The 24,807-nt window shown below is 74.3% G+C and carries 25 protein-coding genes and 1 pseudogene; 13 read left to right on the top strand and 13 right to left on the bottom strand.

What is annotated here, in order from left to right:
- Nucleotides 1-11: 11 nt before the first annotated feature.
- The 8 genes from Mco01_RS25545 to Mco01_RS25510 all read right to left on the bottom strand — a co-directional run bounded on the left by Mco01_RS25545 (nucleotide 12) and on the right by Mco01_RS25510 (nucleotide 10,480).
- A complete protein-coding gene (locus tag Mco01_RS25545) occupies nucleotides 12-1,712 on the bottom strand; it encodes an ATP-binding cassette domain-containing protein (protein WP_239103907.1) in 1,701 nt (566 codons plus the stop codon).
- Nucleotides 1,709-3,595: an ABC transporter ATP-binding protein gene (locus tag Mco01_RS25540; protein ID WP_204059420.1), complete on the bottom strand. Its 1,887-nt coding sequence runs from the start codon at nucleotides 3,593-3,595 to the stop codon at nucleotides 1,709-1,711. The genes Mco01_RS25545 and Mco01_RS25540 overlap by 4 nt, the downstream gene beginning before the upstream one ends.
- 109 nt (nucleotides 3,596-3,704) lie before the next feature.
- Complete coding sequence (locus Mco01_RS25535; RefSeq protein WP_157099236.1) at nucleotides 3,705-3,830, bottom strand: SapB/AmfS family lanthipeptide; 126 nt, start codon at nucleotides 3,828-3,830, stop codon at nucleotides 3,705-3,707.
- 5 nt (nucleotides 3,831-3,835) lie between these two features.
- Complete coding sequence (gene lanKC / locus Mco01_RS25530; RefSeq protein WP_204059419.1) at nucleotides 3,836-6,433, bottom strand: class III lanthionine synthetase LanKC; 2,598 nt, start codon at nucleotides 6,431-6,433, stop codon at nucleotides 3,836-3,838.
- A gap of 288 nt (nucleotides 6,434-6,721) precedes the next feature.
- Complete coding sequence (locus Mco01_RS25525) at nucleotides 6,722-7,423, bottom strand: sensor histidine kinase (protein WP_204059418.1); 702 nt, start codon at nucleotides 7,421-7,423, stop codon at nucleotides 6,722-6,724.
- 265 nt (nucleotides 7,424-7,688) lie between these two features.
- Complete coding sequence (locus tag Mco01_RS39270; protein WP_239103906.1) at nucleotides 7,689-8,834, bottom strand: NAD(P)/FAD-dependent oxidoreductase; 1,146 nt, start codon at nucleotides 8,832-8,834, stop codon at nucleotides 7,689-7,691.
- Entirely contained in the window at nucleotides 8,831-9,403 is a 573-nt protein-coding gene (locus Mco01_RS25515; protein ID WP_204059417.1) for an isoprenylcysteine carboxyl methyltransferase family protein, read from the bottom strand. Before Mco01_RS25515 ends, Mco01_RS39270 begins: the two co-directional genes overlap by 4 nt.
- Nucleotides 9,404-9,418: 15 nt before the next feature.
- Nucleotides 9,419-10,480, bottom strand: a complete 1,062-nt coding sequence (locus Mco01_RS25510; RefSeq protein WP_204059416.1) for a type III polyketide synthase — start codon at nucleotides 10,478-10,480, stop codon at nucleotides 9,419-9,421.
- Between the two features lie 105 nt (nucleotides 10,481-10,585).
- On the opposite strand from Mco01_RS25510, the gene Mco01_RS25505 reads away from it, so the two are divergent.
- The 8 genes and pseudogenes from Mco01_RS25505 (at nucleotide 10,586) to Mco01_RS25475 (ending at nucleotide 14,067) form a co-directional block, all read left to right on the top strand.
- Nucleotides 10,586-11,473, top strand: coding sequence for a UbiA family prenyltransferase (locus tag Mco01_RS25505; protein WP_239103905.1), 888 nt, complete (start codon nucleotides 10,586-10,588; stop codon nucleotides 11,471-11,473).
- A 115-nt stretch (nucleotides 11,474-11,588) separates the two neighbouring features.
- Nucleotides 11,589-11,894 (top strand): hypothetical protein, encoded by a 306-nt coding sequence (locus Mco01_RS25500; protein WP_204059414.1) that lies wholly within the window; start codon nucleotides 11,589-11,591, stop codon nucleotides 11,892-11,894.
- Nucleotides 11,884-12,123 carry a hypothetical protein gene (locus Mco01_RS25495; protein ID WP_204059413.1) on the top strand — a complete coding sequence of 80 codons (240 nt, stop codon included), beginning with the start codon at nucleotides 11,884-11,886 and terminating at the stop codon, nucleotides 12,121-12,123. Before Mco01_RS25500 ends, Mco01_RS25495 begins: the two co-directional genes overlap by 11 nt.
- Entirely contained in the window at nucleotides 12,116-12,478 is a 363-nt protein-coding gene (locus tag Mco01_RS25490) for a hypothetical protein (protein WP_204059412.1), read from the top strand. The genes Mco01_RS25495 and Mco01_RS25490 overlap by 8 nt, the downstream gene beginning before the upstream one ends.
- A gap of 15 nt (nucleotides 12,479-12,493) precedes the next feature.
- Nucleotides 12,494-12,811: pseudogene (locus tag Mco01_RS40255) on the top strand (DUF6085 family protein); the annotation flags it as partial.
- On the top strand, nucleotides 12,808-13,437 hold the full coding sequence (locus tag Mco01_RS25485; RefSeq protein ID WP_204059411.1) for a hypothetical protein: 630 nt from the start codon (nucleotides 12,808-12,810) through the stop codon (nucleotides 13,435-13,437). The pseudogene Mco01_RS40255 and the gene Mco01_RS25485, both read left to right, overlap by 4 nt.
- 16 nt (nucleotides 13,438-13,453) lie before the next feature.
- Complete coding sequence (locus tag Mco01_RS25480) at nucleotides 13,454-13,729, top strand: hypothetical protein (protein ID WP_204059410.1); 276 nt, start codon at nucleotides 13,454-13,456, stop codon at nucleotides 13,727-13,729.
- 86 nt (nucleotides 13,730-13,815) lie between these two features.
- Nucleotides 13,816-14,067 (top strand): hypothetical protein, encoded by a 252-nt coding sequence (locus tag Mco01_RS25475; RefSeq protein WP_204059409.1) that lies wholly within the window; start codon nucleotides 13,816-13,818, stop codon nucleotides 14,065-14,067.
- 2 nt (nucleotides 14,068-14,069) lie between these two features.
- Here Mco01_RS25475 and Mco01_RS25470 read toward each other — a convergent pair whose 3' ends face one another.
- Together Mco01_RS25470 and Mco01_RS25465 are read right to left on the bottom strand one after the other, a co-directional pair.
- A complete protein-coding gene (locus Mco01_RS25470) occupies nucleotides 14,070-14,738 on the bottom strand; it encodes an alpha/beta hydrolase (protein ID WP_204059408.1) in 669 nt (222 codons plus the stop codon).
- Between the two features lie 250 nt (nucleotides 14,739-14,988).
- Nucleotides 14,989-15,900, bottom strand: coding sequence for an SDR family NAD(P)-dependent oxidoreductase (locus Mco01_RS25465; protein ID WP_204059407.1), 912 nt, complete (start codon nucleotides 15,898-15,900; stop codon nucleotides 14,989-14,991).
- A gap of 60 nt (nucleotides 15,901-15,960) precedes the next feature.
- On the opposite strand from Mco01_RS25465, the gene Mco01_RS25460 reads away from it, so the two are divergent.
- Nucleotides 15,961-16,959 (top strand): AraC family transcriptional regulator, encoded by a 999-nt coding sequence (locus Mco01_RS25460; protein ID WP_204059406.1) that lies wholly within the window; start codon nucleotides 15,961-15,963, stop codon nucleotides 16,957-16,959.
- Nucleotides 16,960-17,423: 464 nt separating this feature from the next.
- On the opposite strand, the gene Mco01_RS39875 is transcribed toward Mco01_RS25460, so the two are convergent.
- Nucleotides 17,424-17,753 carry a PadR family transcriptional regulator gene (locus Mco01_RS39875; RefSeq protein WP_275410571.1) on the bottom strand — a complete coding sequence of 110 codons (330 nt, stop codon included), beginning with the start codon at nucleotides 17,751-17,753 and terminating at the stop codon, nucleotides 17,424-17,426.
- Nucleotides 17,754-17,783: 30 nt separating this feature from the next.
- The gene (locus Mco01_RS25450; RefSeq protein ID WP_204059405.1) at nucleotides 17,784-19,247 is read right to left on the bottom strand and encodes a DUF2079 domain-containing protein; all 1,464 of its coding nucleotides are present in this window, start codon (nucleotides 19,245-19,247) and stop codon (nucleotides 17,784-17,786) included.
- Nucleotides 19,248-19,542: 295 nt separating this feature from the next.
- On the opposite strand from Mco01_RS25450, the gene Mco01_RS39255 reads away from it, so the two are divergent.
- Together Mco01_RS39255 and Mco01_RS25440 are read left to right on the top strand one after the other, a co-directional pair.
- Entirely contained in the window at nucleotides 19,543-20,787 is a 1,245-nt protein-coding gene (locus tag Mco01_RS39255; RefSeq protein ID WP_239103904.1) for a cellulose binding domain-containing protein, read from the top strand.
- A 65-nt stretch (nucleotides 20,788-20,852) separates the two neighbouring features.
- Complete coding sequence (locus tag Mco01_RS25440) at nucleotides 20,853-21,527, top strand: cytochrome P450 family protein (RefSeq protein WP_204059404.1); 675 nt, start codon at nucleotides 20,853-20,855, stop codon at nucleotides 21,525-21,527.
- Between the two features lie 264 nt (nucleotides 21,528-21,791).
- On the opposite strand, the gene Mco01_RS25435 is transcribed toward Mco01_RS25440, so the two are convergent.
- Entirely contained in the window at nucleotides 21,792-22,946 is a 1,155-nt protein-coding gene (locus tag Mco01_RS25435) for an RtcB family protein (protein WP_204059403.1), read from the bottom strand.
- A gap of 130 nt (nucleotides 22,947-23,076) precedes the next feature.
- Between Mco01_RS25435 and Mco01_RS25430 the strand changes: the two genes are divergently transcribed.
- Complete coding sequence (locus Mco01_RS25430) at nucleotides 23,077-24,045, top strand: aminoglycoside phosphotransferase family protein (RefSeq protein ID WP_204059402.1); 969 nt, start codon at nucleotides 23,077-23,079, stop codon at nucleotides 24,043-24,045.
- A 167-nt stretch (nucleotides 24,046-24,212) separates the two neighbouring features.
- Nucleotides 24,213-24,807: MFS transporter (locus Mco01_RS25425; protein WP_204059401.1), on the top strand; the 595-nt coding region annotated here is incomplete at its 3' end.

The raw sequence follows: 24,807 nt of genomic DNA, 5'->3' as shown, positions 1-24,807 counted from the left end.
GGGAGACCGGTTCAGGAGACGCGGCCGAGGTCCCGGGACTCCCAGTGGCCGACCAGGTCGGCGTACAGCGGGGACGCCTCGGTCATCTCCTCGTGCGTCCCGGCCAGGACCCGGGCGCCGTCCATGACGAGCACCCGGCGGGCCCGCAGCGCCGAGGAGATCCGGTGCGCGATCACGACGAGCGTGCCGCCCCTGGCGGCGAAGGCGGCCTCCGCCCGCGCCTCGGCGGCCGGGTCCAGGTGACAGGTCGCCTCGTCGAGCACGGTCAGGCGGGCCGGGGACAGGTACGTCCGCGCCAGCGCGACGAGCTGCCGCTCGCCGGTGGACAGCCCGGCCGGGTCGACGTCGGCGTCGAGACCGCCGCACCGCCGGGCCAGCCCGTCGAGGCCGAACAGCGCCACCGCCTCCTCGACCGCCCCGGACGGCGCCCCGGGCGCGAGATGCGTGAGGTTGTCGCGCAGCGTGCCGTGGAACACGTACGCCTCCTGCGGGATCAGGGCCCGGGCGTCGGGCCGGACCTCGGCGGCCGGGACGCCGCCCACCAGCACCGCGCCCGCCGACGGCCGGAGCAGGCCCGCGACCAGGGCGGCCAGGGTGGACTTCCCGATGCCGCTGGGGCCGACCACGGCCAGGTGGTCGCCCTCGGGCACGACCAGGTCGAGGCCGTCGATCACCGGCTCGGCCGCCGGCCCGTACGCGAACGTCACCCCCTGGAGCTCCAGGCGGACCCCGTCGGGCGCGGTCTCCCCGTGGCGGACCGGCGGCCCGGCCGCGCCCAGGACGCGCTCCAGCGTCACCACGAGCCGGACCCCGCTCACGCCCAGCCCCTGGATGAGCCCGCCGAGCGCGGGCGTGAGCGACTGCGTGACGTAGGTGAGCGCGCCGAGGACGACGCCCGCCGTCAGGCCCCGGTCGAGCAGCCAGGGCGCGCCCGCGAGCAGGAGCAGGACGGGCAGCAGGCCGCCGACGGCGAGCGAGAGCGTCCGGGTCGCGGTCACGGCGGCCAGCGACCGGGCGGCCCGCGCCTGCCGGGCGACCTCCCGGCCCACGCTCTGGGCCACGCGCGTCTCGCCGCCGCAGGCCGTCACGTCCCGCAGGCCGCCGGCCATGGCCGCGACCGCCGCGGTGGTCCGCTCGTCGGCCACGATGAACGCCCGCTGCCGCCGCGCCAGGGCGGGCAGGGACGCCAGGAACAGGCCGAGTCCCGCGAGCACCGGGGGCAGCACGAGCGGCAGCACGGCCGGGGACAGCGTGGCGATCCCCAGCGCCACGCTGACCAGGGTGAACGCGAACGAGCGGACCACGGTGACCACCGCGCCGAAGGAGTCCCTGGCCAGCTCCACCTGGTGGTTCATGCGGGCCACCGCCGCGGCGTCGCCGCCCCGTCCCGCCCGGAGCGCGCCGGCGACCACGCCCTCCACCAGGTCGTCGCGGAACGGCTCGACGATCCCGGCGATCTCCAGCAGGACCCGGCGGGCGCCCACGGCCGCCACCGCCCAGGCCCCGCCCAGCACGGCCAGCCAGGCGAGCCCGGTGAGCGGGCGGCCCGCCGCGAACCCGTCGTCCACCGCCCGCGCCACCGCGTGGCCGCCCGCGAACGCCGGGGCCGCCTCCGCCAGCGACCAGCCCGCCAGGCGCGCCAGCCGGCGCGGCTCGCGCAGCAGCGCCCGCCTCACCGCGGCCCGGACGGCGGGCGGCACGACGGCGCTCACGGCGTCCCCGCCTCCCCGGCGCCGGTGAGCGCCGCCCCCGCCCCGGCGTCCCGCCGCGCGCGGTCGTCCCGGGCCTCGTCGTGTCGCGGTGTGTGCTCGCGCGCCGTGTCCTCCCGCGCCCGGTTCTCCCGCGCCGTGTCCTCCCGCGCCCGGTCCTCCCGCGCCGCGTTCTCCTGGGCGGGGTCCTCCTCCGGCGGGGGCGGCTCCTGGAAGACGGCCCGGTAGCCGGCGTCCTCCCACAGGGCCTCGTGCCGGCCCGTGGCCCGGACCCGGCCGTCCTCCAGCCAGACCACCAGATCGGCCCGGGCGGCCGTGGCCACCCGGTGCGCCACGACCAGGCGGGTGCGGTCGCCGAGGCTGCCGGTGAGGGCGCGGGCGACCTGCCGCTCGGTCGCCGTGTCGAGACTCGACATGGCGTCGTCGAGGATCAGCAGCCGCTCGGCCTGGGCGAACGCCCGCGCGAGGCCGATCCGCTGCGCCTCGCCCCCCGACATCGGCGCGTCCGCCACCGGGGTGAAGTAGCCGAGCCGCAGCCGCCGGACGAAGGGATCGGCGCAGGCCGCCCGGGCCGCCTCGAACGTGCGGCGGGCGTCGTGTACGGGCTGCCCGAAGGCCACGGCGTCGCCCAGGGTCTCGCCGAACAGGGCGGGCCGCTCGAACGCGTAGCCGACGGCCCGCCGCAGTTCCCGCCGCCCGATCTCCGGCAGCGGCACCCCGTCGAGCAGCACGGTCCCCCGCTCGGGGTCCACCAGGCGGCCCGCCACCGCGGCCAGCGACGACTTGCCCGACCCGGAACGGCCGACGACGGCCACGCAGGCTCCGCCGGGCACCACGAGGTCGACGTCGCGCAGCAGCGTCGCCCCGTCCTCCGCCCGGACGGTGACGCCGCGCAGGTCCAGGCGCCCCGGGCCGGGCGGCAGCGGGCGGGAGCCGTACGACGGGGGCGGCACGGACAGCAGGCGCTCGATGCGCGCGGCGGCCGAGCGGGCCCGGGCCAGGCGGGCCGCGTACCCCACGGCCGAGCCGAGGCCGGCGCCGAGCACGACGTAACGGGCGGCCGCCAGGAGCTCGCCCACGGTGAGGCCGCCGGCCGACAGCCGCAGGCCGCCGACGGCCAGCACGGCGGTCTCCAGCAGCGGGACGACCACGGCCGCCTGGACGCCCGCCCGGGCCTGGAGCCGCCACAGGTCGAGGCCGTGGGCGCGCAGGCGGGGGAGCGGGGCGAGCACCCGCCGGGCCTCCTGCTCCTCGACACCGGCGGCGGTGATCGTGCGCGCGCCGGCCAGCGCGCCGACGAGGCGGGCGGCGATCTCGCCCTGGGCCTGCTGGTAGCCGCCGGAGGCGGCCGTGGTGCGCCGGACGAACGCCCGCAGCACGCCGACGATCAGCAGCAGCCCGGCGACGAGCGTCGCGGCGAGCCAGGGATCGATCAGAGCGAGCGCGACGACGCTCCCGGCGGACGGGACGACGAGGGCCGCCGCGGTGACCACGGCCTCCGGGGTGCGCCCGGCCTCCTCGACGTTGACGCCGGCGCGGGTGACGATCTCGCCCGGGGCGGCGTGCCGGGTCATGGCCGTGCCGACGGCGAGGGTGTGCGCGACGACCCGGCGGCGCAGCCACAGGGCCGAACGGGCGCCGCTCACGCCCGAGGCGAGGACGCCGGTCGCGTCGCAGGCCGCGACGAGGACCACGAGCAGGGCAGAGACGGTCAGCCACCGGCCGCTGCCGGGGCCGCCGGCCACGAGCGCGTCGAGCGTGCGGCCGAGGGCGAGGGGGAGGAGCAGTTCGGCGGCCGCGCCGAGCAGCGCCGTCGCGGCGAGGGCGGCCAGCCAGGGACCGGCCTGCCGTACGGCCCTGATGACGAGCAGATCCGCCGGGGACACGCCGTCCTCACCTCCTCCCTCGACGAGGTCCCGGCCGCGGCGAGGGCGGTCCGGAGACGAGGAAGAGCCTGGGCGGCCGCCGAGGCCGCCCAGGGCTCCCTGAATATCACTAGTTGCCGCAGAGAACGCTGAGGCTGCTGTTCTCGTGCGGGGTGCAACCGAGCAGGCTCAGGTTGCTGCCGCCGCCACCACCGCCGGTGGGGGCCTCGAGGGTCTGCAGGTCGAGGAGCGCCATTACGTTCACCTCCTTCCAGTGCTGGTCGGGACATGAGACCCGGCGGCGGTACGCAGGGGCCCCTGCGCCTGGGACCGTCCGGGGGGCTCGAGGAACGGGAGGCTCACCGGCTCGTCGTGCAGCGCGGTGCCGAGCGCGAACAGCACGCCGGCGCTCCCTGTGGCGAAGTCCATGGAGAGGCGGAGCAGCTGGGCCCCGGGAAAGGCCAGCCCGCCGCGGTAGGGGATCTCGTGCCAGGCCAGCAGCCGGATCTGCTCGGCGGCGGCCTCCCGGTCGGGCCGGGTCCCGTGACACAGGCAGGCGATCATGCCGGCCCGGCCCGCGAACAGGCCCGACTGGATGTAGTAGGAGAGCCGGCCGACCGGCCGGATGGCGGCCGACGCCTCGGCGAACCGCCCGTCGTCCCGGTGCGCCAGGTAGCGGTCGAGGACGAGCCCGATGCCGGCCGACCCCTCGTCCAGGTACGGGTTGGTCCGCCAGCCCTGCTGCACCTGGAGCTGCCCGTCGTCCCTGGTGACGCAGCGGCGCAGGTCCTGCCGGAGGGCGGTCGCCGCGAGGTCGAGCAGCCCGGCGTCGCCGGTGCGCTCGTAGGCGTGCAGGAACATCAGCGCCGGGCCCGACGAGCCGTACATCAGCCCGGCGTGCGGGTTCGCGCCGCCGCTGACCTCCGGCACGTCGTCCGGGCCGCCGAGGCGGTCGGCCACGGCCTGGACGAGGCGGTCCGCCTCCTCGCGGAAGCCGGGCTCGCCCGTGGCGTCGTGCAGGTGGAGGAGGGCGAGGGCCACGCCGGCGAGCCCGCGGTAGAGGCTGAGGTCGAGATGCTCCCAGCTCTGCCGTCCGCACAGCTCGGCCACGTCGAGCGCGTCCTGCCGCCGTCCGAGCGCCTCCAGCGTGTACGCCACGCCGTGCAGGCCGTTGTAGAAGCCGATGCCGGGACCGGGCTCCTTGGCCCGCCTGACGAGCCACTCCTCGTGCTCGGGGAACCGCCCGGCGCCGGTCGCGGCGAGGGCGTGCAGCACGCCGGCCGCGCCGTTGGCCAGGCCGACCCCGCCGCCCGGCTCGAACTGCACGATGTCGCCGGGGAAGAGCCGGTCGTCCCGCCCGGGGGTGGCGGAGGCGAGGATCGCGGTCGCGACGGCGTCCCGCAGGGCCGGCCAGTCGCGTCCGAGCGGGCTCGGCTCCGGATCGGGCGGCTCGTGGCCGAGGATCGTCCGGACGGCGTCGCCGACCAGCCGCGGCTCCACCGGGAACGTCTCGGCCACGAGCCGGCCGATCCCGGCGGCCTTCGGCCGGTGGAGCGGCAGCATCATGGTCGCCATCGGGGCGAACATCCCGAGGTGCAGGCAGGCCAGCGCGTACTCGTCGGCCTCGACGCCGAGGCGGTCGGGCGGCGGGACGAAGCCGGGGTTGGCCAGCGTGGGCCGCCGGCGCTCCTCGGCGAGCGAGGACACCTCGAAGTCGATCAGCACGACCCGCTCGCCGGCCACCAGGACGTTGAAGGGGTGCAGGTCGCCGAAGACCACGCCGCGCCCGTGCACCTCGGAGATGGCCCGCCTCACCCGGGCGAGCATCCCCGTCGCCCATTCCGTGTAGTGGGCGACCATGCGCGAGGTCAGGTCAGCCCGGGTGAGGGGGTGCTCCTGGGCGACGAGCTGGCTCAGGGTGGTGCCGTCCACGTACTCCTGGACCAGGAAATGGTGCTCGCCGAGGGTGAAGTAGTCGCGGAGGGCGGGCACGGCGTCGAGGCCGTCGAGCCGCCGCATGATGTCCGCCTCGTGCCGCAGGCGGCTGACCGCGTCGCGGCCGGCGGCGTCCAGCCCGGCGTGCGGGCGGCCCTCCTTGAGCACCACCTGCGCGCCGTCGCGCACGTCTCGGGCCAGGTACACGCCGCCGCCGTTCGAGAAGTGCAGCACCCGTTCGACCCGGTACGGCAGGCCCTCGAGCGTGACGGCGTTGCGGGCGGCCAGATGAGGCTCCAGGAAGGCGGGCAGGGTCACCCACGCGGGCAGCGCGAAGCCGGGGCCGCGGACGTCCGGGACCAGCCGGCCCTCCGGGTCCTCGATCGCGAGCACCCGCTCACCGTTCTCGCCGGCGCAGTGGCGCTCGGCGAACCCGCCGTACCGGACGAACAGCGGGCCGGGGCCGTACCGCAGGTCGCTGAGGATGTACGGCCCCTCGACGCCGTCGAGGATCTCGGCGAGCTCCTTCAGGACCAGTTCGAGCTGGGCCTCGTCCACCGGGTAGATCGTCACGAGCTTGCCGCTGGACCCCCGGAAGGCGTACTTCGAGTTCTGCATCAGCATCACCCGCCGGCCGCGGAGGAACTTGAAGGCCAGCCCGCGGGGGACGCAGTAGTCCCACGCCGCCGAGATGACCCGCTCCGCGTCGTCCGCGCAGGAGGAGATGTGGATCTTCCAGCCCTGGGTGGGCAGGTCGGCGCCGGCCGGCGCGTAGTGGAGCCACGTGTCGGTCGCCAGGTGCGCCCACCCGCTGGGAACGGGCCGCTCGGCGACGGTGAAGTCGGGGTGCTCCGCGCGCTTGCTGTCGAGGGTGTCGTAGAACAAGGGATCTGCGAGGCAGTAAATCTCGTACTTACTAATCACCAGATGTCCCCTTAGGCCGGTCACATCAAAGAATTCCGGAAATGGAGGCGTGAGCCTAGTTACGCCCGTCAACGGCCATATATGGGATCTTCACATAAGGAACCGTGATCCCGGTCACGGGTGACGGGTGATCCGGTTCACGGGGGCGGCTGTGCGGTTATCTGTCAATGGCGAGGTCAATGCCGGTGCGCCATTCCCGGCGGGCGGCGTCGCATTCTTTATGTAATACCGGCAGGTTGGGTAGGGAAATGGATTCACGCCGGCCCGTTCATGGAGCGATGTGGGTCTCTAGCGAGCCGGCCGGGCGGGGATCTCCGCGATCAGGCGGAACCAGCCGTCCGGGTCGAGGACGGTCCCGACCATGCCGTTCACGGCCGCCGCACGGCTGCGCAGGCTGTCGATGCCGCTTCCCTCGCCGGCCGGCGCCGTGGGGTCCGCGCCGTCGTTGGCCACCACGAGCGACACCAGGCCGCCCCGCACCGTCACCTCGATCGCGCACAGGCTCGCCCGGCTGTGGCGCAGAACGTTGGTCACGGCCTCCCGCACCATCACCGCGAGCACCGCGTCGAGCTCGGGCGGCAGGTCCGCGTCGTCGAGCCCCACCTTGCAGTCGGCGCCGTACGCCTTGAGCACGGCGCGGGCGTTCGCCAGCTCGGAGGCCAGCGAGATCTCCTGGTACGACCTGGTGACGTCGCGGATGTCGGTGGCCGCCTGGCGGATCGAGCGCAGGGCGTCGGCCAGGGCGGCCCGCACCGGGGAGTCCTCGTCCGCCAGGCGGTAGGCGATCTCGCACTTCAGCGTGGCCAGCCACAGGCGGCTGCTGACCAGGTCGTGGACGTCCCTGCCGAACTGCTCCCGCGCGTCGAGGGCCGCCTGTCTCACGGCCTCGGCCTGCATGGCCCGCAGCCGCCGCAGGCGGCGCAGGAGCAGGGCCGCGCACAGCAGCGCACCGAGCAGTGAGAGGACGGCGAGTATCGGGGAGCTGGGCAAGTGAGGATCCTCCAGTCATCCTCGCCGGAAGCTCGGCCTCGCCTTTCGGTACACACGCTAGATCCTGGCATAGAAATCTAGAAATATGGCCACTCGCAGCGTGTCGAATTCTGTTCTATTCCGCGCGGCCCTTGGATGTGCGTGTTGAATCGGGGCCAGCGAAATTCGAATTCCGGCCATGAACATCGCATGACCTGCTCTCACACCACGCCATTGCCCTATGTGAACGGATGTCTCACCCGTGTCCGGCCGGGGCGCGCGGCCGTCAGGCGAGGGCGCGGACGGCGGCGCGGAAGACGGCGGGGAGTCGCTGGGCCGCCGGGACGACCAGTCGCGCGCAGGCGGGGTGGCGGCGCGCCTCCAGCAGGGCCGCCGTCAGCAGCCGGGAGCGCAGCGACAGCCGTCGCCAGGCCGCCTCGTAGGCGTCGGGACGTCCGTCCCGCAGGCACCGCACCAGCGCCCCGGCCGACAGCAGCGCGAGCGACAGCCCCTCGCCGGTGAGGGCGTCCACATAACCCGCCGCGTCGCCGACCAGCAGCACCCGCCCGGCGACCCGTGACCGCACCCGCTGGCGGAGCGGCCCGGCTCCCCGCACCGGCGTGGCCGCCGGGCCGTCCAGCCGGGCCAGCAGGTCGGGGAACTCGGCGAGGTGCTCGTCGTAGCCGCGCCGCCGGGTGCTCAGGACGGCCACGCCGACCAGGTCGTCCCCGACCGGGGTGACGTACGCCTCACCGCCCGGGGCCCAATGGACCTCCACGAAGTCGGTCCAGGGGGCGATCCGGTAGTGGCGGCGCAGCCCGTACCGGCGCTGCCGGGACACGGGCAGGCCGAGCCCGAGGGCGGCGCGCACGGGGGAGTGCAGCCCGTCCGCCGCCACCAGCCACCGCGCCTCCACAACCTCGGAAGCCCCCTCCACCGCTCCGCCCGGGGAGTCGTCGCGCGCGCCGTCCGGGCCGTCCGCGTGGGGCGCGCGCAGGCGGCGGGCCTCCTGCCGGCTCTCGACGGCGGCGCGGGCCGGCCCGCGGACGGCGACGGCCACCCGGTCCGGCTCCTGGCGCAGGCCGTCCACCCTGCCCCGCACGACGCGGACGCCCGTCTCCTCGGCCCGCCGGAGCAGGGCGGCGTGCAGCGCGGTGCGGCGCACGCCGAGGCCTGGGCCGTCCCGGAACAGGGCCTGCGCCCGGTGCGCCCCGTCCACGTAGCGGATGCCCCGGAACGGAACGCCCTGGGGGACCGTCACGCCGAGGTCCCGCAGAGCGGCCGCGCCGGTCGGCATCAGGCCCTCGCCGCAGGCCTTGTCCAGCGCGCCCGCGCGGGGCTCGACGACCACGGCCTCCAGGCCCGCGAGCGCCGCGTGGATCGCCGTGGCCAGCCCCGCGGGTCCGCCGCCCGCCACCAGGACGTCGATCACGCCGGCGTCTCGCCGGAAACGGCGGGGGAGCGCCCCGGCCGTCCGGGCTCGTGGGCGAGGGCGGCGAGGGCCGCGGTCTCGCTTCGCAGCCGTACGACCATGAGCGGGGCGTTGAGCAGCGTGAACGCCACGGCGGTGATCCACGCGGTGTGCACCAGCGGCAGCGCCGCGCCCTCGACCGCCACCGCCACATAGTTCGGGTGCGGCAGCCAGGAGAGCCGGTACGGCCCCCGGCGCACCAGCGGCAGCCCCGGCACGACGACGACCTGCGTGTTCCACTGGGGTCCCAGCGTCGCGATGCACCACCAGCGCAGTCCCTGGGCGGCGGCGACCAGGGCGACCATCGGCCAGCCGAGGGCGGGCACGAACGGCCGGTCCGCCAGCCACACCTCCAGCAGGCAGCCCACGAGAAGCGCGGTGTGCAGGACGACCATGAAGGGGTAGTGGCCGCGCCCCGACACGACCCCTCCCCGTTCGAGGCTCCAGCGCAGGTTGCGCCGGGCGACGACGAGTTCGGCGAGCCGTTCCAGGCCGACGAGCGCGACGAGCAGCGTGTACCAGGGCGACACGACGTCCTCCGGTCCCTACCAGCGCAACAGGACGAGTTCCGAGCAGAAGCCGGGGCCCATCGCCATGAGCAGCCCCGGAGTGCCGGGCGGCGGCGGCCGCAGGGCGAGGGTGTCCCGCAGCACGTGCAGCACCGACGAGGACGACAGGTTGCCGATGTCGGCGAGCGAGCGCCACGTCAGCTCGAGGGCGCCCTCGGGGAGCCGGAGCGTCTCGGCGACCGCCTCCAGCACCTTCGGCCCTCCCGGGTGGCACACCCAGGCGGTGACGTCGTCGCCGGTCAGGCCGTGGTCGGCCAGGAAGTCGCGCACGTCGCCGCCCAGGTGGGCGCGGACCACCCCGGGCACGCCGGGGTCGAGCACGACGCGGAACCCGGTGTCCCGGACGTCCCACCCCATGACGCGCTCCGAGCCGGGGTAGAGCCTGCTGCGGGTCGCCACGACAGCCGGCCCCGCGCCGGGAGCGCCGGGGTGGTCGTCGCCGAGCGCCACGACCGCGGCCGCGCCGTCGCCGAACAGCGCCCCGGCCACGAGGTTCGCCATCGAGGAGTCGTCTCGCTGCAGGGTGAGCGAGCACAGCTCGACCGACAGCAGCACGGCGGCGTGGCCCGGCCAGCCGCGCAGGTAGTCGTGCAGCCGGGCGATGCCGGCGGCGCCCGCCACGCAGCCGAGGCCGAACACCGGCACCCGCTTGACGTCCGGGCGCAGGCCGAGGCGGTTCACCAGGCGCGCGTCGAGCGACGGTGTGGCGATCCCCGTGACGGACGTGCACATGATCATGTCGATGTCGGCCGGGTCGAGGCCGGCGGCGTCGATGGCGCCGGCCACGGCCTCGGCGCCGAGGTCGAGGGCCGCCTCGATGAAGATGTCGTTCGCGGCGCCGAAGCCGTCGAGCTTCCCGTACTGGTCGAGGGGGAGGACGAGGTTGCGGTGACCCACGCGTGCGCTCGCGTGCAGCCGGTCGAGGACCCGCCGGTCGGCGCCCGCCGGGAGGCACACCCGGGCCACGGTGTCCGTGATCTCTGCCTGCGTGTAGCGGTTGGGGGGAAGAACACCATGGACAGCCGCGATTCGCGTCATTCGACATCCCCCGGGCAGGTGACAGCAGTCACTATCCCTTTTGCCCGTCTTGGCCTTCCGCATGCCTCATGCGCCGCACGCGTCCTCCCGGTCTACTCTCGTCTGGTGACGGACAGCGGGACCGCGCGCGACAGCGCCCTGGGCCGGGAGCGGCGGCGGCCGTCGCGGGCCGTGGCCGGGCTCGCGCTCGCCTGCCACCCCGGGCCGGCCGTCGCGGTAACGGCCCTGGTCACCGCGCTCGCCGCGATCGGCGGACGGGGCGCCGCCGGCCTGCCGGTCGTCACCGCGGCCGTCCTCACCGGCCAGCTGTCGGTCGGCTGGTGCAACGACGCCGTGGACGCCCCGAGGGACGCCGCGACCGGCCGCATGGACAAGCCCATCGTGACGGGGCGCGTGGGCGCGGGCACGGTCCGGGCCGCCGCGTTCGCCGCGCTCGCCCTCTGCGTGCCGCTCTCGCTCGCGTGCGGCGTCGTCGCGGGCCTCGTCCACCTCGCCGCCGTGGGCGCCGCCTGGGCCTACAACCTGCGGCTCAAGAGCACGCTCCTGTCCTGGCTGCCGTACGCCGTGGGGTTCGGGGCGGTCCCCGCGTTCGTGGCGACGGGGCTGCCGGGCCGTCCCTGGCCCGCCTGGTGGGCGGTGCTCGCCGGCGCGCTGCTCGGCTGCGGCGCGCACCTGGGCAACGTGCTGCCGGACATCGCCGGAGACATGGCGACCGGGGTGCGCGGCTGGCCCCAGCGCCTCGGCCCCCGCCGGGTGCGGATCCTGCTGCCCCTGCCGCTGCTGGCCGCGTCCGTCCTGCTGGTGCTGGCGCCTCCGGGGCCCGCGGGGCCGGTCAGATGGGCCGCGCTCGGCGTGGTCTGCCTATGCACGGCGGCCGGGGCGCTGCTCGGAGGGCGTTCGCCCCGGGTGCCGTTCGCCGCCGCCGTCGCGGCCGCCGCCGTGGACGTCGCGCTCCTGGCGGCCACCGGGACGGGCGTCCTCACCACGTCCTGAGGCCGCCGGTCAGCCCGGTTCGGCGGCCTGCCGCACGGGGACGGGCGGCAGCGCCTGGCCGTTCATGAGCACACCATGGCCACGCCGGGCGTGGTGATGCTGCCGGGGGGCGGTCATGGGTAGGCCGGACGAACCGCGGAAGGCGTGGCAGCAGACCGGGGTCAAGGTCCTGGTCCCGGAGGAGGCGCTGTCGGGGGCGCGTCTCGCCCGGGCCGTCGAGGCCCTGCCCCTGGGCGAACACCTGTGGGTGTGCGTGACCATCCATCGCGTCGACCCCGAGCGGATGCTCGACCCCGAACACACCACCTACTTTGACAACGAGAACCTCCTCCAGGGCGGCGCGACCGGCTGCCTCGTGTGCGAGGGCCCGTACGAGCTGGTCAAGGACCGGCCCTGCCGAGGAGGCGGCGGTGCTTGGTAGCCCCCTCCTCGCCGTGTACGTCCTCGGCGCCTACGGCTGGCTCGTCTTCGCGGTGGCGGGCATGGTCCTGCAGCCCTACGTCGTCGACATGCTGGCCCGAGAGGCCGGCCTGCCCCGGACGGCCTTCATGGCGCTAGTGCTCGTTTCGTACAGCGTGCTGTGGCCATTGACGGCCTGCGCGATCCTCGCCCAGGCCCTCAACGACCGGCGGGGAGGCGGGGATGGCTGACGACCTGGCCCTGTTCGACGTCGACCAGCCCGCCCTGCCGCCGCCCGCGCCGGCGGAGTCCGAGGGTGTGAAGCGCAGCAGGCGGCAGGCTGCCATGCTCGCCGCCGGGCTGCACCCGCTGTCCGCCGTGCTGTCCTCGCCGCTCCGGCTCCACGCCGAGGCCGGGCCCGCCGACGACCGCACGGCGGACGGGCGCCGTTGCGGAAACTGCCAGTTCCGGAAGCTGCTCGGACACCACAACCGCCGCTACCCCAAGTGCATCTACGGCGACGGCCGGATCTCCCACGGCGAAGCCACCGACGTGCGCAAATGGTGGCCCGGGTGCATGAACCACGAATGGAGGACCGATGGCTGACATCTCGCCGGGTACTGCCCCATGGGCTGCGGCCGGACCCTGTTCGTCGCCGACGGCGGTTACATCACGTGTTCGTACCTCCATTGTCCTCGACCAACAGCGGTCGCCGATCTGCTGGAGGACCGGGAGACAGAGCACATTGTGCAGTTCCATGCCGAGACCTTCACCGTCCGGCATCCGTTGCGGGAACGACTGGACGACGCCCTGATGAGCTGCGACCTGCACGACCACATTCACGGGCTCGACGGCCCGCCAGTGCGCCCGGGTCGGTACCGGGCGCGGAACAGTGACGGCCGCTGGACCTGGGAAGTGCTTCCTTCGGAGGGTCCGTGACCCCTGCCGAGGAGATCCCCGCCCTCGTCGCCGAGCTGAAGCCGCTGCTCGCCCAGCTCCAGGAGTTGCTCGCCGAACCCGTCGCCGACGCCACCAAGGGGAGCACGCAGCACCATAAGGTGTCCGGCAGCCCGGCACCCTGGCACGCCGAGGCCGGGCCGCTGCTCATGACCATCCACGCCGGGGTCCGCGAGCTGGAGCGTGATCTCCGCTACCACGTGACCGGACGCCTCGCCGAGGACCGGGGCGGGTCCGACAGCAACACCACGGCGGCGCTCGACGCGATCGCCCGCCTGGTCCACGGCGTCCCCGACGACCTCGCCCGACGAGCCCGGAACGAGCTCGACACGTGGGTGAGGCAGGCCCGCGAGGTCCGCGACATCGGCGAGTCCGAGCGCTGGGTCCCGATCCGCGTCAGCAAGGGCCTGCCGCCGGCCTGGCCGTACTGCAAGACGTACTCGCTGCGAATGACGCGGGAGTCTGGCCGGGTCGCGTGCTCGAACGCGAAGTGTGAGGACTCGCGCGGGGAGCGGCCGCGTGGCCGGATCGACAAGAACCGGCTCGATGGTTCGGCCATGCTGGTCTGGGCTGACGGCCGCACCATCTACTACGGAGAATCAGCATGAGAGACGGGAGCAAAGCATGATCCGCCGTTACCGTGAGAAGACGCCGCAGCCGCAAGAGGTCGAGGCGTTCGAGTGGGACGGGACCAACGCGGCCGAGGCCGTCGAGTTCGTCGGGGTCGACGCCTACGCCGGGATCCGTAACGACAACGGCGTGCCGGTGCTGCTGATCGGCAACCCGGACGGCACGCTCACCGCCATCCAGCCGGGGACGGTGCTCAGCCGCCCAGCTCCCGGCCCGACGTCATGGTCATCCACGGACTTCGCAGCGGCCTTCGATCCCGTGAGCCCGTGACCGGGAGCTCGGGAGAGCCGGCGCTCCGCACCGAGGACCACCCCGCCGAGCAGATCCGCGAGCACGTTTCACCTGGAGGACCAGCCGTGGCCGGCGGCACCGACGTGCATCAGGGGCCGATCCTCTGGGAGGAGTTGGTCGTCGGCGGTGATCACGATGGCCATTGGGAACATATGAGCCACCGCCACCCAGGGGATGTCGTCTGCTCGTGCGGCGAGATCACTGGCTGGGGCTGCGGTGATTTCATTAATGGTGGCTGCCCGCCGTATTACTGCGAGATTTGCAAGGCGCGCAAGCTGAGGGAGTGGGCGATCCATGATGGTCCCCAATCCGGGTAGGTTCAGGCCGTCCGTACGATCTCGTCGATGAGGGTGGCCAGCCGGCGCGGCTGGGACAGGAACGGCGAATGACCGCCAGGGAGCCGGTGAATCTCGGCCGCTTGGGCTGCCATCTGCTCCTGCAGCGCAAGAGGGATGGCCTTGTCCTGCTCCGTGATGATGTAAGTGGACGGGATGCTCCGCCAGGCGGCTACGTCGACCTTCTCCGCGAACGATCGGATGGTCTGGTTGACCAGCTTGCTCACCGCCTGCTCGGCCTCTCCATCGGGCAGATCGCCATAGAGCGAGACACGCGGCTCGTTGCTGAGCGGGAACAGGCCGCTTGTTTCTTCGGGATCGGGGAGGCCGTGGATGGCGTACATCGACTGTCCTTTGTCCGGCATGTAGGCAGCGAGGTAGATCAGCCGTTCAACATTGCTCGCTCCGGCGGCGGCCTCGGTGATCGGGATGCCCCCGTAGGAATGCCCGAGCAGCACGACCGGTCCTGCGATCGACGCCAGTTCCGCAGCCAGTACGGCGGCATCGTCATGCATACCTGCGGTGGGATGTTCGCCAGCGCTCGGGAGCCCCGGCGTGTGCGTGCCATAGCCGAGAGCGTGCAACTCGGCCTCAAGCCGCGCCCAACTGCTCGGCTGGTGCCAGGCGCCGTGGACAAGCATCACAGTAGTCATGAATGGTGCTCCAAAGTTCTCGTACGACCTATCGGACATGGTGACGCTCCTGTGCCTGTCGACCTGCCGCCGGAGCCCCCGACGGCCGTCGGCGAACCCGTACTCGTGATCGGTGCGGCGCGGACTCGGCCTCAGGGGTTTCTCTAGACAGCGGCCAGCCACGCTGATGACGGCCGCTTTGTGGGGTGCGTCTGCCGACGCTAGGCGATCGGCGAGCGCGGCTGGGACGTGCCGGTGACGACGCTTCGGTTCAGTGGTCCGCTGTCGCTGTGAGCGCGTAGGCCCAGAGACGGTCCGCGGCGGCCGGGTCCACCGACCAGGCGGCGACGCCTGCGGTCGCGCCCGGACCGCCCCGCACCACCTCAGCCTCCTGGTTCTCGGAGGAGAAGAACCGGCCCGTCACGCCGTCCAGCAGCGGCGACCCGGCGAGCAGCACCGAGGTGGCGGCGCCCTGCTCCGGGGTCTTGTAGTAGTCGGGGGTCAGCAGGTTCCCCTCGTCGTCCATCGCGCCCGCTGCTCGCATGGTGGCGTCGTCGAGGTGCCGCTGCAGGTTGGTGTGAATGTAGCCGGGCGCGAGCGCGTTCGCGGTGATTCCGTCGGCGGCCCAGCGCCGGGCGGCGCCGACCGCGAGCAGCACGTCGGCCGTCTTCGACTGCGCGTACGCGACCCACGGGTCGTACGGGCGGCGCTCGAAGTGCGGGTCGTCGAAGTCGAACGGCGCGTGCAGCTGAGCGCCGGAACTCACCATGACCACCCGCGCGTCGCCGGCCTGCCGCAGGTTCTCCCGCAGGCCGGTGATCAGTGCGAAGTGCCCGAGAAAGTTCGTCGCCAGCTGCAGCTCCCAGCCGTTGGCGGCGACCTGGCGGGCAGGCAGAGCCATGATCCCGGCGTTCGCCACGATCACGTGCACCGGCCCGCTCCAATCGTCCACGAACGCGCGCACCGAGCCGAGATCGCTCAGGTCCAAGGCTCGCTGGCCGCCGGTGGGGTTGCGGGTAGCGACGGTGACGTCAGCCCCCGCGCCCTGCAGCGCCCGGACGGTCTCCAGGCCGATCCCGGAGGCTCCGCCGGTGACGATGATCCGCCGCCCGGTGAGGTCGATACCGGTGAGGATCTCGTAGGCGGTGGTTTTGGCGTTGAACGGGGTGGACTTACGTGTCATGACAGCAACGGTAAGGAGCGGCGTTTGGACTTGGAATGGTTAAAGGTCCAACATAGTTGAGTGAGCGTCCAGCAAACCGATCCCCTCGAAGACGTCCTCGCCCTCGTCGGCACGACCAGCCGCCTGTCCGTCAGGCTGGTGGCTGGCGGCGAGTGGGCGCTGTCGTACGAGCCGCCGCCGGCGGTCAAGTTCGTCGCGGTGCGCCGCGGCGGCTGCCTGCTCAGCGTCGACGGCGTACCGGAGCCGATAGAGCTGGCCGAGGGCGATTGCTTCCTGCTCACCCGGCCACGCGCCTTCACCATGGCCAGCGGTCAAGGGCTGCGGCCGGTCCCTGCCGGCCCGGTCTTCGCGTCGGCCACCGACGGAGTTGCCCGGGTGGGGACCGGCGAAGATGCGGTCTTCATCGGCGGCCGGTTCGACTTCGGCGAGCGGGCGCGCGAACTGCTACTCGACGTGCTGCCGCCAGTGATCCATGTGCCCGGCCGCACCACCGAGGCCGCGACCGTACGCTGGGCGCTTGAGCGAATCGACGCAGAACTGCGCGACCAGTCGCTGGCCTCGACACTGGTCACTGAGCACCTCGCCCTGATCATGCTGATCCACCTGCTGCGCCTGCACCTGGCCGTCGCCGGGGCAAGCGCGGCGTCCGGCTGGATGGCCGGGCTCACCGACCCGATCGTGGCCCCGGCGCTCCAGGCCATGCACGCCCGTCCGGCCCACACCTGGACGGTGGCGGAACTGGCCGAGACCGCGGCGGTGTCCAGGTCGACACTCGCGGCCCGCTTCAAGCAGACCGTCGGGCAGAGCCCGCTGGACTACCTGACCGGCTGGCGGGTCGAACTGGCCACCGACCGCCTGCGCCGCAGCGACGACACGGTGGCGACGATCGCCCGCAAGGTCGGCTACGGCTCGGAGAGCGCACTGAGCAACGCGTTCAAGCGGGTCACCGGCGCGTCCCCGCGCGAGTACCGCCGCCGGATCAGAACGGCGCGCGGTGGTCAGAGCGTGCGCAGGGCTGGTCCGGCCTTGGCGCGCAAGGGCCCCATCGCGGAGTCTTGACTCGGATGCAGGGCGGCCCCTCCCGCACCCCCAACCATTCGGATCTTCGCATCTGGGCCGAAGAGCCGCTTCGCGACGTCTGCGACGTCGTCGGTCTCGCCGAGGGGACTGGATGGACCAGGAAACCCCTGACGGCGAATCGCCTGTTCCAGACCCGTACGAGGTCACCAAGCGCGAGGTCCGCTACTCGTTCATGAGCGAGGACGACGACACCCCGACCCTGGGAGCCGGGGCCGCCCAGCCGGACCCGTATGGCGAGGGCCGCGACGCTCGCCACCTCCGGCCAGCGCGGGCGGGCGTTGTCCCCGGCCCCCGGCGAGCCCTCGAGGAACGCGGCGACCATCTCCTCCTCGCGGCCCTCCCGGTAGGAGGCCGGCAGCAGCCGCAGCACCCGGCGGTAGGGGTCCTCCAGCAGGCTCACGACGCCACCTCCCCGGCCGCCCGGCGCGGGTGGGACGCCCGGGTCAGGCGGCGCCTCCGGCGTACCGGGCGCGCAGGCGCTCGCTCGCCCGGCGCGCGTCGGACGCCAGCCGCGCGGCCTCCTCCTGCGGGACCAGGGCGTCCTCGTCCGTCAGGCGGTAGTAACGGCGCAGCCGCCCCTGCCGGAGCTCCTCGCGGTCGAGCGCCACCAGCTCGTCGGCGGCCAGCCGGTCGAGCACGCCGTACAGCGTGCCCACCTTGAGCTGCACCCGCCCCTCGGAGAGCCGCTCGACCTCCTGCGCGATCCCGTAGCCGTGCCTCGGCTCGTCGACCAGCGCGGTGAGGACGAGGAAGGCGGGTTCCGTCATCGTCATGGCCCCGGGACATATCGGCAGGCATGACGTTCAACGGGGGCGGAGGTCGCGGGTGAGGACCCGGTAGCCCGCCTCCCGGAACACGACGCGGTAGCCGTGGCCGAGCAGGCTCCTGACCCGGGCCGCCTGCTCCTCGCGCGACGCGAAGGGAAAGGTCCGGCGGCGCACGTCCGCGACCACCCACGGCGCCCACCGCGGGGTCCGGTCCCACAGCAGGGTCCGCGTACGGGCCGACAGCGCAGGAGCCAGGTTGTCGGTCGCCTCCACCAGCACGCCGTCCGGCACGGCCGCCACGGCCCGCGCCGCCGCGAGCGTCCGGGGCGTCCGGGCGTAGAAGGCGGGCGACAGCAGCGGGCCGAAGGCGAAGAACGGCACCCCGGCCAGGCAGACGGCGAGCGTGAGCCCGGCCCACCACCTGACCGCGAGGTCCGGCCGGGGGAAACGGCGGGCGAGGCGCCGCGCGCCGTCCACGCCGCCCGCGAAGGCGACCACCACGACGAACGCGTTGTAGTGGTAGTGGAGGGACCACCAGTTGGGGAACCCCGACGCCAGCAGCCGTTCCAGCAGCGGCGGGAGCAGGGCGAGGGTGATCGGGGACAGCAGCGGCGTGAGGAGCGCCGGGGCCACCAGGAGCAGCGCCGTGGCCGCCTTGGCCGGCGGCGTCGCGAGCAGGGCCAGCGCGTCCCCGGGGTGCGCGACCGCGTGGGCGAGCGCCTCGCCCGGTCCGCGGCCGAGCGGCCCGTACGCCCAGTAGTAGCCGGGCCGGCCTCCGGCCGCGGGGATGAGCACCCACGTCGTCAGCCACAAAGCGGCCGCCCCCGCCGCGACGAGGAGCGCCCCGGCGCGCCGTTCCCCGCGCCTGGTGAGAAGGACCAGCCCGATCCCGGCCACCAGCAGGCCCATGTCCTCCTTCACGAGCAGGAGGCCCAGCGCGGCGGCGGCCGCCGCGCCCCGGCGGCCGGCCTGGTGGCGTTCGAGGGCCGCGGCCGTGAGCAGGGGCACGAACGCCACCTCGTGGAAGTCGAACGCGACGGCCTCGGCGACCGGCCACGACAGCGCGTACGCGACGGCGGTGGCGTACGCCGCCCACCGCGCGGCGGGCGTCCCCCCGAACGCCCGATGGGCGTAGGCCCACAGGAACGGCACGGCCAGGGCGAACAGGACGGCCTGGGCCACGAGCAGGGTCCGCGGCCCGTCGTGCAGGCGGTAGAGCGGCGCCAGCGCCGCCAGGGCCGGCGACCAGTGGTCCCCCAGCACGGAGAAGTGCGGGCCGAACCCGTTGTGCACACCCTTCAGGGCCGAGATCGGTTCCCCGAGGCGTGAGTATCCCCGGACCGCCTGGTCGAAGATGACGAGGTCGTACGCGCCGGCGCGGAACCGCGCGAAGGCCTCCAGCGACCGGAACGCGTACATGGCGGCCGCGAGCGTCGTGACGAGCGCCACCGCGACGGCGTCCCGCCGGTCCGTGAAAGGCGGCCGCGCGTCCCCGGGCATCCCTCTCGTGAGCTGTCGGAGGCTGGAGAGGCCCACCGTATCGGGCCGCCTGCCTCACGTATCCGCTGATGACCGCGCCGTTGCCGACCCCGTCCGGTCACATGACCGTTCGGCCGCCGGGCCTCGGCGGGTGAAAGTTTCAGCCCCGTCCCGCGGGATCGGGCGCGAGGCGGGGGCGCCTTTGACGGGCGGCCGGACCGCACGGATGATCCGGAAACGAGCACCGCGGAGGCGGACGTCCATCGGACGTCCATCTGGCTTTCGTCGGGCCAGCCACAGACGAGGTGAGCCGTTCATGAGACTTCCCAGGGCCGGCGCGTGGGCGACCGCGGCCGCTCTCGCCGCCGCGCTGCTGACGGGCGCCGCGGCACCCGCCGCGCTCGCGGCGACCCTCCCGCACTCCGCGGCGGTCGCGGCGCCTCTCGCGCGCCCCGCGGCGGTCGCGGCGCCTCTCGCGAACCCCGAGGCGGTCCTTCCGCACCCCGCGGCGGTCCTTTCGCGCTCCGCGGCCGCCCAGGCCACCGACGGGCCGTCTCCGAGCCCGTCGCCAGGCGGGGACGTGACGCCGCCGTCCCGGCCGTCCGGCATCACGCTGTGCCCGCCCCCGCTCCCGGCCGGGGACACGCGCGGCGTGGTGGGGCTGTGCTGGAGCGCCTCGACCGACGACGTGGGCGTGACCGGGTACGAGGTCTACCGGCTCGACACCGGCGGGTTCGTCAAGGCGGCGTCCCCGACCGGGACGATCACCGTGATCAGCGGGCTCATCCGCAGCCGGGTCTACACCTTCTACATCGTGGCCAAGGACGCCGCGGGCAACACCAGCGAGCCGTCCGCGCTCGTCAACGCCGCCGCGGTGACCGGCATGTACGTGTCCCCCACCCCCACTCCGGGGGACACCACGCCGCCGAGCAGGCCGGCCGGGCTGCGCGACTACTGCGCGTACGACTTCCGGGGCACCTCGTTCTGCTGGAACCCCTCCACCGACGACGTCGGCGTGACCCGGTACGACGTCTACCGGCAGACCGCGACCGGATACCTCAGGGTGGGCACCACGACCTCGACGTTCTTCATGGAGGGCGGCCTCGTCACCGGGCGGAGCTACACCTATTTCGTCGTCGCCGAGGACGCCGCGGGGAACCTCAGCCTGCCGTCCGACCTGCTGGCGGCCCTGGCGCGGGAGGGCTTCCCCACCCCGAGCCCCTCGCCCAGCCCCACGCCCCCGGGCTGCGCGGTGACGTACGCCGACACGTCCTGGAGCACCGGCTTCACGGCCTCCGTCACGATCACCAACACCGGGACCGCCCCGATCGACGGGTGGACGCTGCGCTTCGCCTTCCCGTCCACCGGGCAGCGCCTCACGCAGGGCTGGTCGGCCACCTGGTCGCAGTCCGGCTCGGCCGTGACCGCGGTGAACATGCCGTGGAACGCGGTGATCCGGCCGGGGGCGTCCGTGCAGATCGGGTTCAACGGCGCGCACACCGGCACCGACCCCCATCCGGCCGCGTTCACGCTCAACGGGACGGCCTGCTCCGCCGCCTGAGCGTTTCCCGCCCGGGGAGGCGGGCAGGCACGACGCATGCGTCTGCTCGACACACGCTCACCCTGTTGCTCGAAGGCTACGCGTGGCTGCCCGCCCTCCGGCGGCGCTCCGAGGGCGACGTGGTGCACACCCGCGTGATGGGTCAGCGGGCCGTCGCCCTCCTCGGCCCCGACGCGGCCCGCTTCTTCTACGACGAGGACCACGTGCGGCGCGCCCCGGCACTGCCCGAGCCGGTCAAGAGCACGCTGTTCGGCCACGGCGCGGTGCACTCGCTCGACCGGGACGACCACCGCGCCCGCAAGGCGGTGTTCGTGTCGCTCATGACGCCGCAGCGGGTGGCCGGGCTGACCGAGGAGGTCGCGGCGGTGTGGGAGCGGACGACCGTCTCGTGGCCGGCGGGGCGCGCGGTGGTGCTCTTCGACGCGGCGGCCGAGATCCTCACCGAGGGCGTGTGCCGCTGGGCCGGGATCCCCCTGGACGCCTCCGAGGTGCCCGGCCTGGCCGCCGACCTCGTCGCCATGGTCGACGGCTTCGGCTCGCCGGGCCCCCGCCACTGGCGTGCCAGAGCCGCCCGGAGGCGGCGCGAGGAGTGGCTGACCGGGATCGTCGAGCGGGTCCGCGGCGGCGCCGTCACCCCGTCGCCGAACTCCGCGCTGGCCGCCGTCTCCGCCCACCGCGACCTCGGCGGGCAGCCGCTCGCCGCCCGGATCGCCGCCGTGGAACTGCCCCGTTCGACCTGATCCCGCAGGGCGGCGGCGACCCGGCGACGGGCCACCGCTGCCCCGGTGAGCCGGCCACCGTCTCCCTGCTGGAGGACCTGTCCGTACGGCTCGCCCGGCTGGACCACGCCGTCCCCGCGCAGGACCTGACGATCTCGCTGCGGCGCGTCCCGGCCCGGGTGGCGAGCGGGTTCGTCCTGACGCCCGGGGTCCGGGCCGGGACCGGGTCCCCCGCCGCGGCGAGGGACCGGCGGCCTCAGCCCCTGTAGCCTCGGCCTCGTAGCCTCAGCCCTTGTAGTTGAACACCTGGCGCAGCGTGTGCCGGACCTCGACCAGGTCCTTCTGGTCGTCCATCACCTGGTCGATCGGCTTGTAGGCCTCCGGGTGCTCGTCGACCAGGAAGGCCGCCCGGTCGGCGTTCCAGGTCCGGCCGCGCATCGCCTCGGCCAGCGACGCGGCGGACAGCTCACGCTTGGCCCGCCCGCGCGACATCCTGCGTCCCGCCCCGTGCGAGGAGGAGGCGTACGACGCGGGGTTGCCGAGCCCGCGGACGATGTACGACCGGGTGCCCATCGACCCCGGGATCACGCCCTCGTCGCCCACGTCCGCCTTGATCGCGCCCTTCCGGGTGATCCACAGCTCCCGGCCCAGGTGCGTCTCGCGCTGGGTGAAGTTGTGGTGGCAGTTGATCGTGCGGACGCGGGCGCCGCCGCCGGCCACCCGGAACAGGGCGTCGACGAGCGCCCGGTCCATGCGGGCCCGCGACGCCATCGCGTACCTCTGCGACCAGAGCATGTCCTCCACGTAGGCGGTGAACTCGGGCGTCCCCTGCACGAGGTAGGCCAGGTCGGGGTCCTCGAGGCCGATGAGCTGCCGCTTCATCAGCTTCTTCGCGCCGGTGATGTGGGCGGTGGCGAGCTGGTTGCCGATGCCGCGCGAGCCGGAGTGCAGCACCGTCCACACGTGGTCGCGCTCGTCGAGGCAGACCTCCACGAAGTGGTTGCCCGAGCCGAGCGTCCCGAACTGGACCGCCACCGTCTTCTCCTGCTTGGGGGTGAGCGCGGTGTGGGGCCGTCCGAGCTCGGCCAGGGCGCGGTCGGCCGCGCGGTCCTCGTGACCCCTGCCGACGCCCGCCGGGATGCGCCGCTCCACGAGCGGCATGAGCGCGTCCAGGGTGTCGGGCAGGTCGGCGGCGGTGAGCGTCGTCTCCGTCGCGACCATCCCGCAGCCGATGTCGACGCCGACCGCGGCCGGGATGATCGCGTTCTCGGTGGGGATCACCGAGCCCACCGTGGCGCCGATGCCGACGTGCGCGTCGGGCATGAGCGCCACGTGCCCCGCCACGAAGGGCAGGCGGGCCGTCCGCGCGGCCTGCTCGACGGCTCCCTCGTCGATCTCGCTGGCCCACGACAGAAGGTTGTGCGCTACCTGCTTCGGCATGATGATCTCCTCGATCGGTCGAGATCCACTGTGCCGACGTCCGCGTGGGATCCCAACCGATTATTCAACCGGCTCCGGGCCTCCGGGAATTCGATTGCGCAGGTCCGCGGCCTCCGCCCATCATGCGGGGATGAGCGACGAGGCATCGGTGGGCGTGACCGCCCCGCCCGCCGCCGGCGTACGGCTGGCCTGGGCCGCGCTGCCCGCCGGCACGCGTGAGGAGGTGGAACGGCACCTCGGCGACCGCGTGGCGGAGGCGGTGAGCCAGCCCGGCGGATTCTCCCCGGGGGTGGCGGCCCGGCTGCGGCTGGCCGGGGGCGGCAGGGCGTTCGTGAAGGCCGTCAGCGCCGCCCAGAACCCGGACAGCCCCGCGATGCACCGCAGTGAGGCGCGGATCGCGGCGGCGCTGCCGCCCGGCGTGCCCGCGCCCCGCCTGCTCACGTCGTTCGACCGGGACGGCTGGGTGGTGCTGCTGTTCGAGGACGTCGAGGGGCGGACGCCCGCCATGCCGTGGGATCCGGCAGAGCTGCGCCGCGTGCTCGACGCGCTTACCGAGCTGACCGGCGCCCTCACGCCCGCGCCCGTCCCCGTGACCGCGGCGGCCGACCGGTTCCGGGAGGAGTTCCAGGGGTGGCGGCGGCTCGCGGCCGACCCGGACGAGGGCCTCGGCCCCTGGGCGCTGCGCCACCTCGACCGGCTCGCGGAGCTGGAGGCGGGCTGGCCTGTGGCGCTGAAGGGGGACACGCTCGCCCACGCCGACCTGCGCGCCGACAACATCCTGCTGGCGCAGGACGGGCGGGTGCTGTTCGTCGACTGGCCGTGGGCCTGCCCCGCCCCGCCGTGGTTCGACCTGCTCGGCATGCTGCCCAGCGTGGCCATGCAGGGCGGCCCGCCGCCCGCCGAGGTCTTCGGCCCCCACCCGGTGGCGAGGGGCGCCGACCCCGATGCCGTGACGGCCGTCCTCGCCGGGCTGACGGGCTTCTTCCTGGAGTTCGGCCGCCGCCCGCCGCCGCCCGGCCTGCCGACGCTGCGCGCGTTCCAGCGTGCCCAGGGGGCCGCCGCGCTGGCCTGGCTGCGCGAGCGGACGGGCTGGCGCTGAGGGGGACGGGCTGGCGCTGAGGGGGACGGGCTGGCGCTGAGGGGTGCCTCGCGGACGGCCGGGCCCCGCCGCCCGGGACCGTGGCGCCCGGCGCGGGCCGTTAGGCTGCTGCGGCCCATGCGTGATCCCCGGGGGATCGCGTTCCCCCCTTCGACAAGGTGTGACCCGTGTCCTATGCCGGCCTGCTCCGGAAGCCGTCGGTGGTGCGTGCGCTCGGAGGCTCCCTGGTGGGCCGCCTGCCCACCGCGATGACCGCGCTCGCCATGACGCTGACGCTGCGCGAGCAGGGGACCGACTTCCGGTTCGCCGGGCTCGCGACGGGCGTGCTCGCCGTGAGCGGCGCGCTGGGCGGGCCGCTGCTCGGCCGGATGGTGGACCGCTGGGGCCAGACGCACGTGCTGGTCGTCAGCGCCCTGCTGTCCTGCCTCGGCCTGGTGCTGATCGTGGCCGCCCCGTCGTCCAGGGGGCTCGTGCTGGCCGGGGCGGTGGTGTGCGGCGCTTCCACGCCGCCCCTGGAGCCGTGCCTGCGGACGCTGTGGCCGGTCCTGGTGGGCCAGGAGAACCTGCGGCAGGCGTACGCGCTGGACGCGGCGGCGCAGGAGCTCGTGTTCATCGGCGGGCCGCTGATCGTCGCGGCCGCGGTGGCCGTGGCCCCGCCGGAGGCGGCGCTGGTCCTCGCCGCGGTCCTGTGCGTCGCCGGTGTGCTGACCCTCGCCACCGCCCGCCCGTCCCGCGAGTGGCGGGGCGAGCCGGGCCCGCGCG

This window comes from Microbispora corallina, from assembly GCF_016863035.1.
GTDB lineage: Bacteria > Actinomycetota > Actinomycetes > Streptosporangiales > Streptosporangiaceae > Microbispora > Microbispora corallina.
Note: the sequence above shows the minus strand (reverse complement) of the source record. Positions and strands in the feature narration are given on the sequence as shown.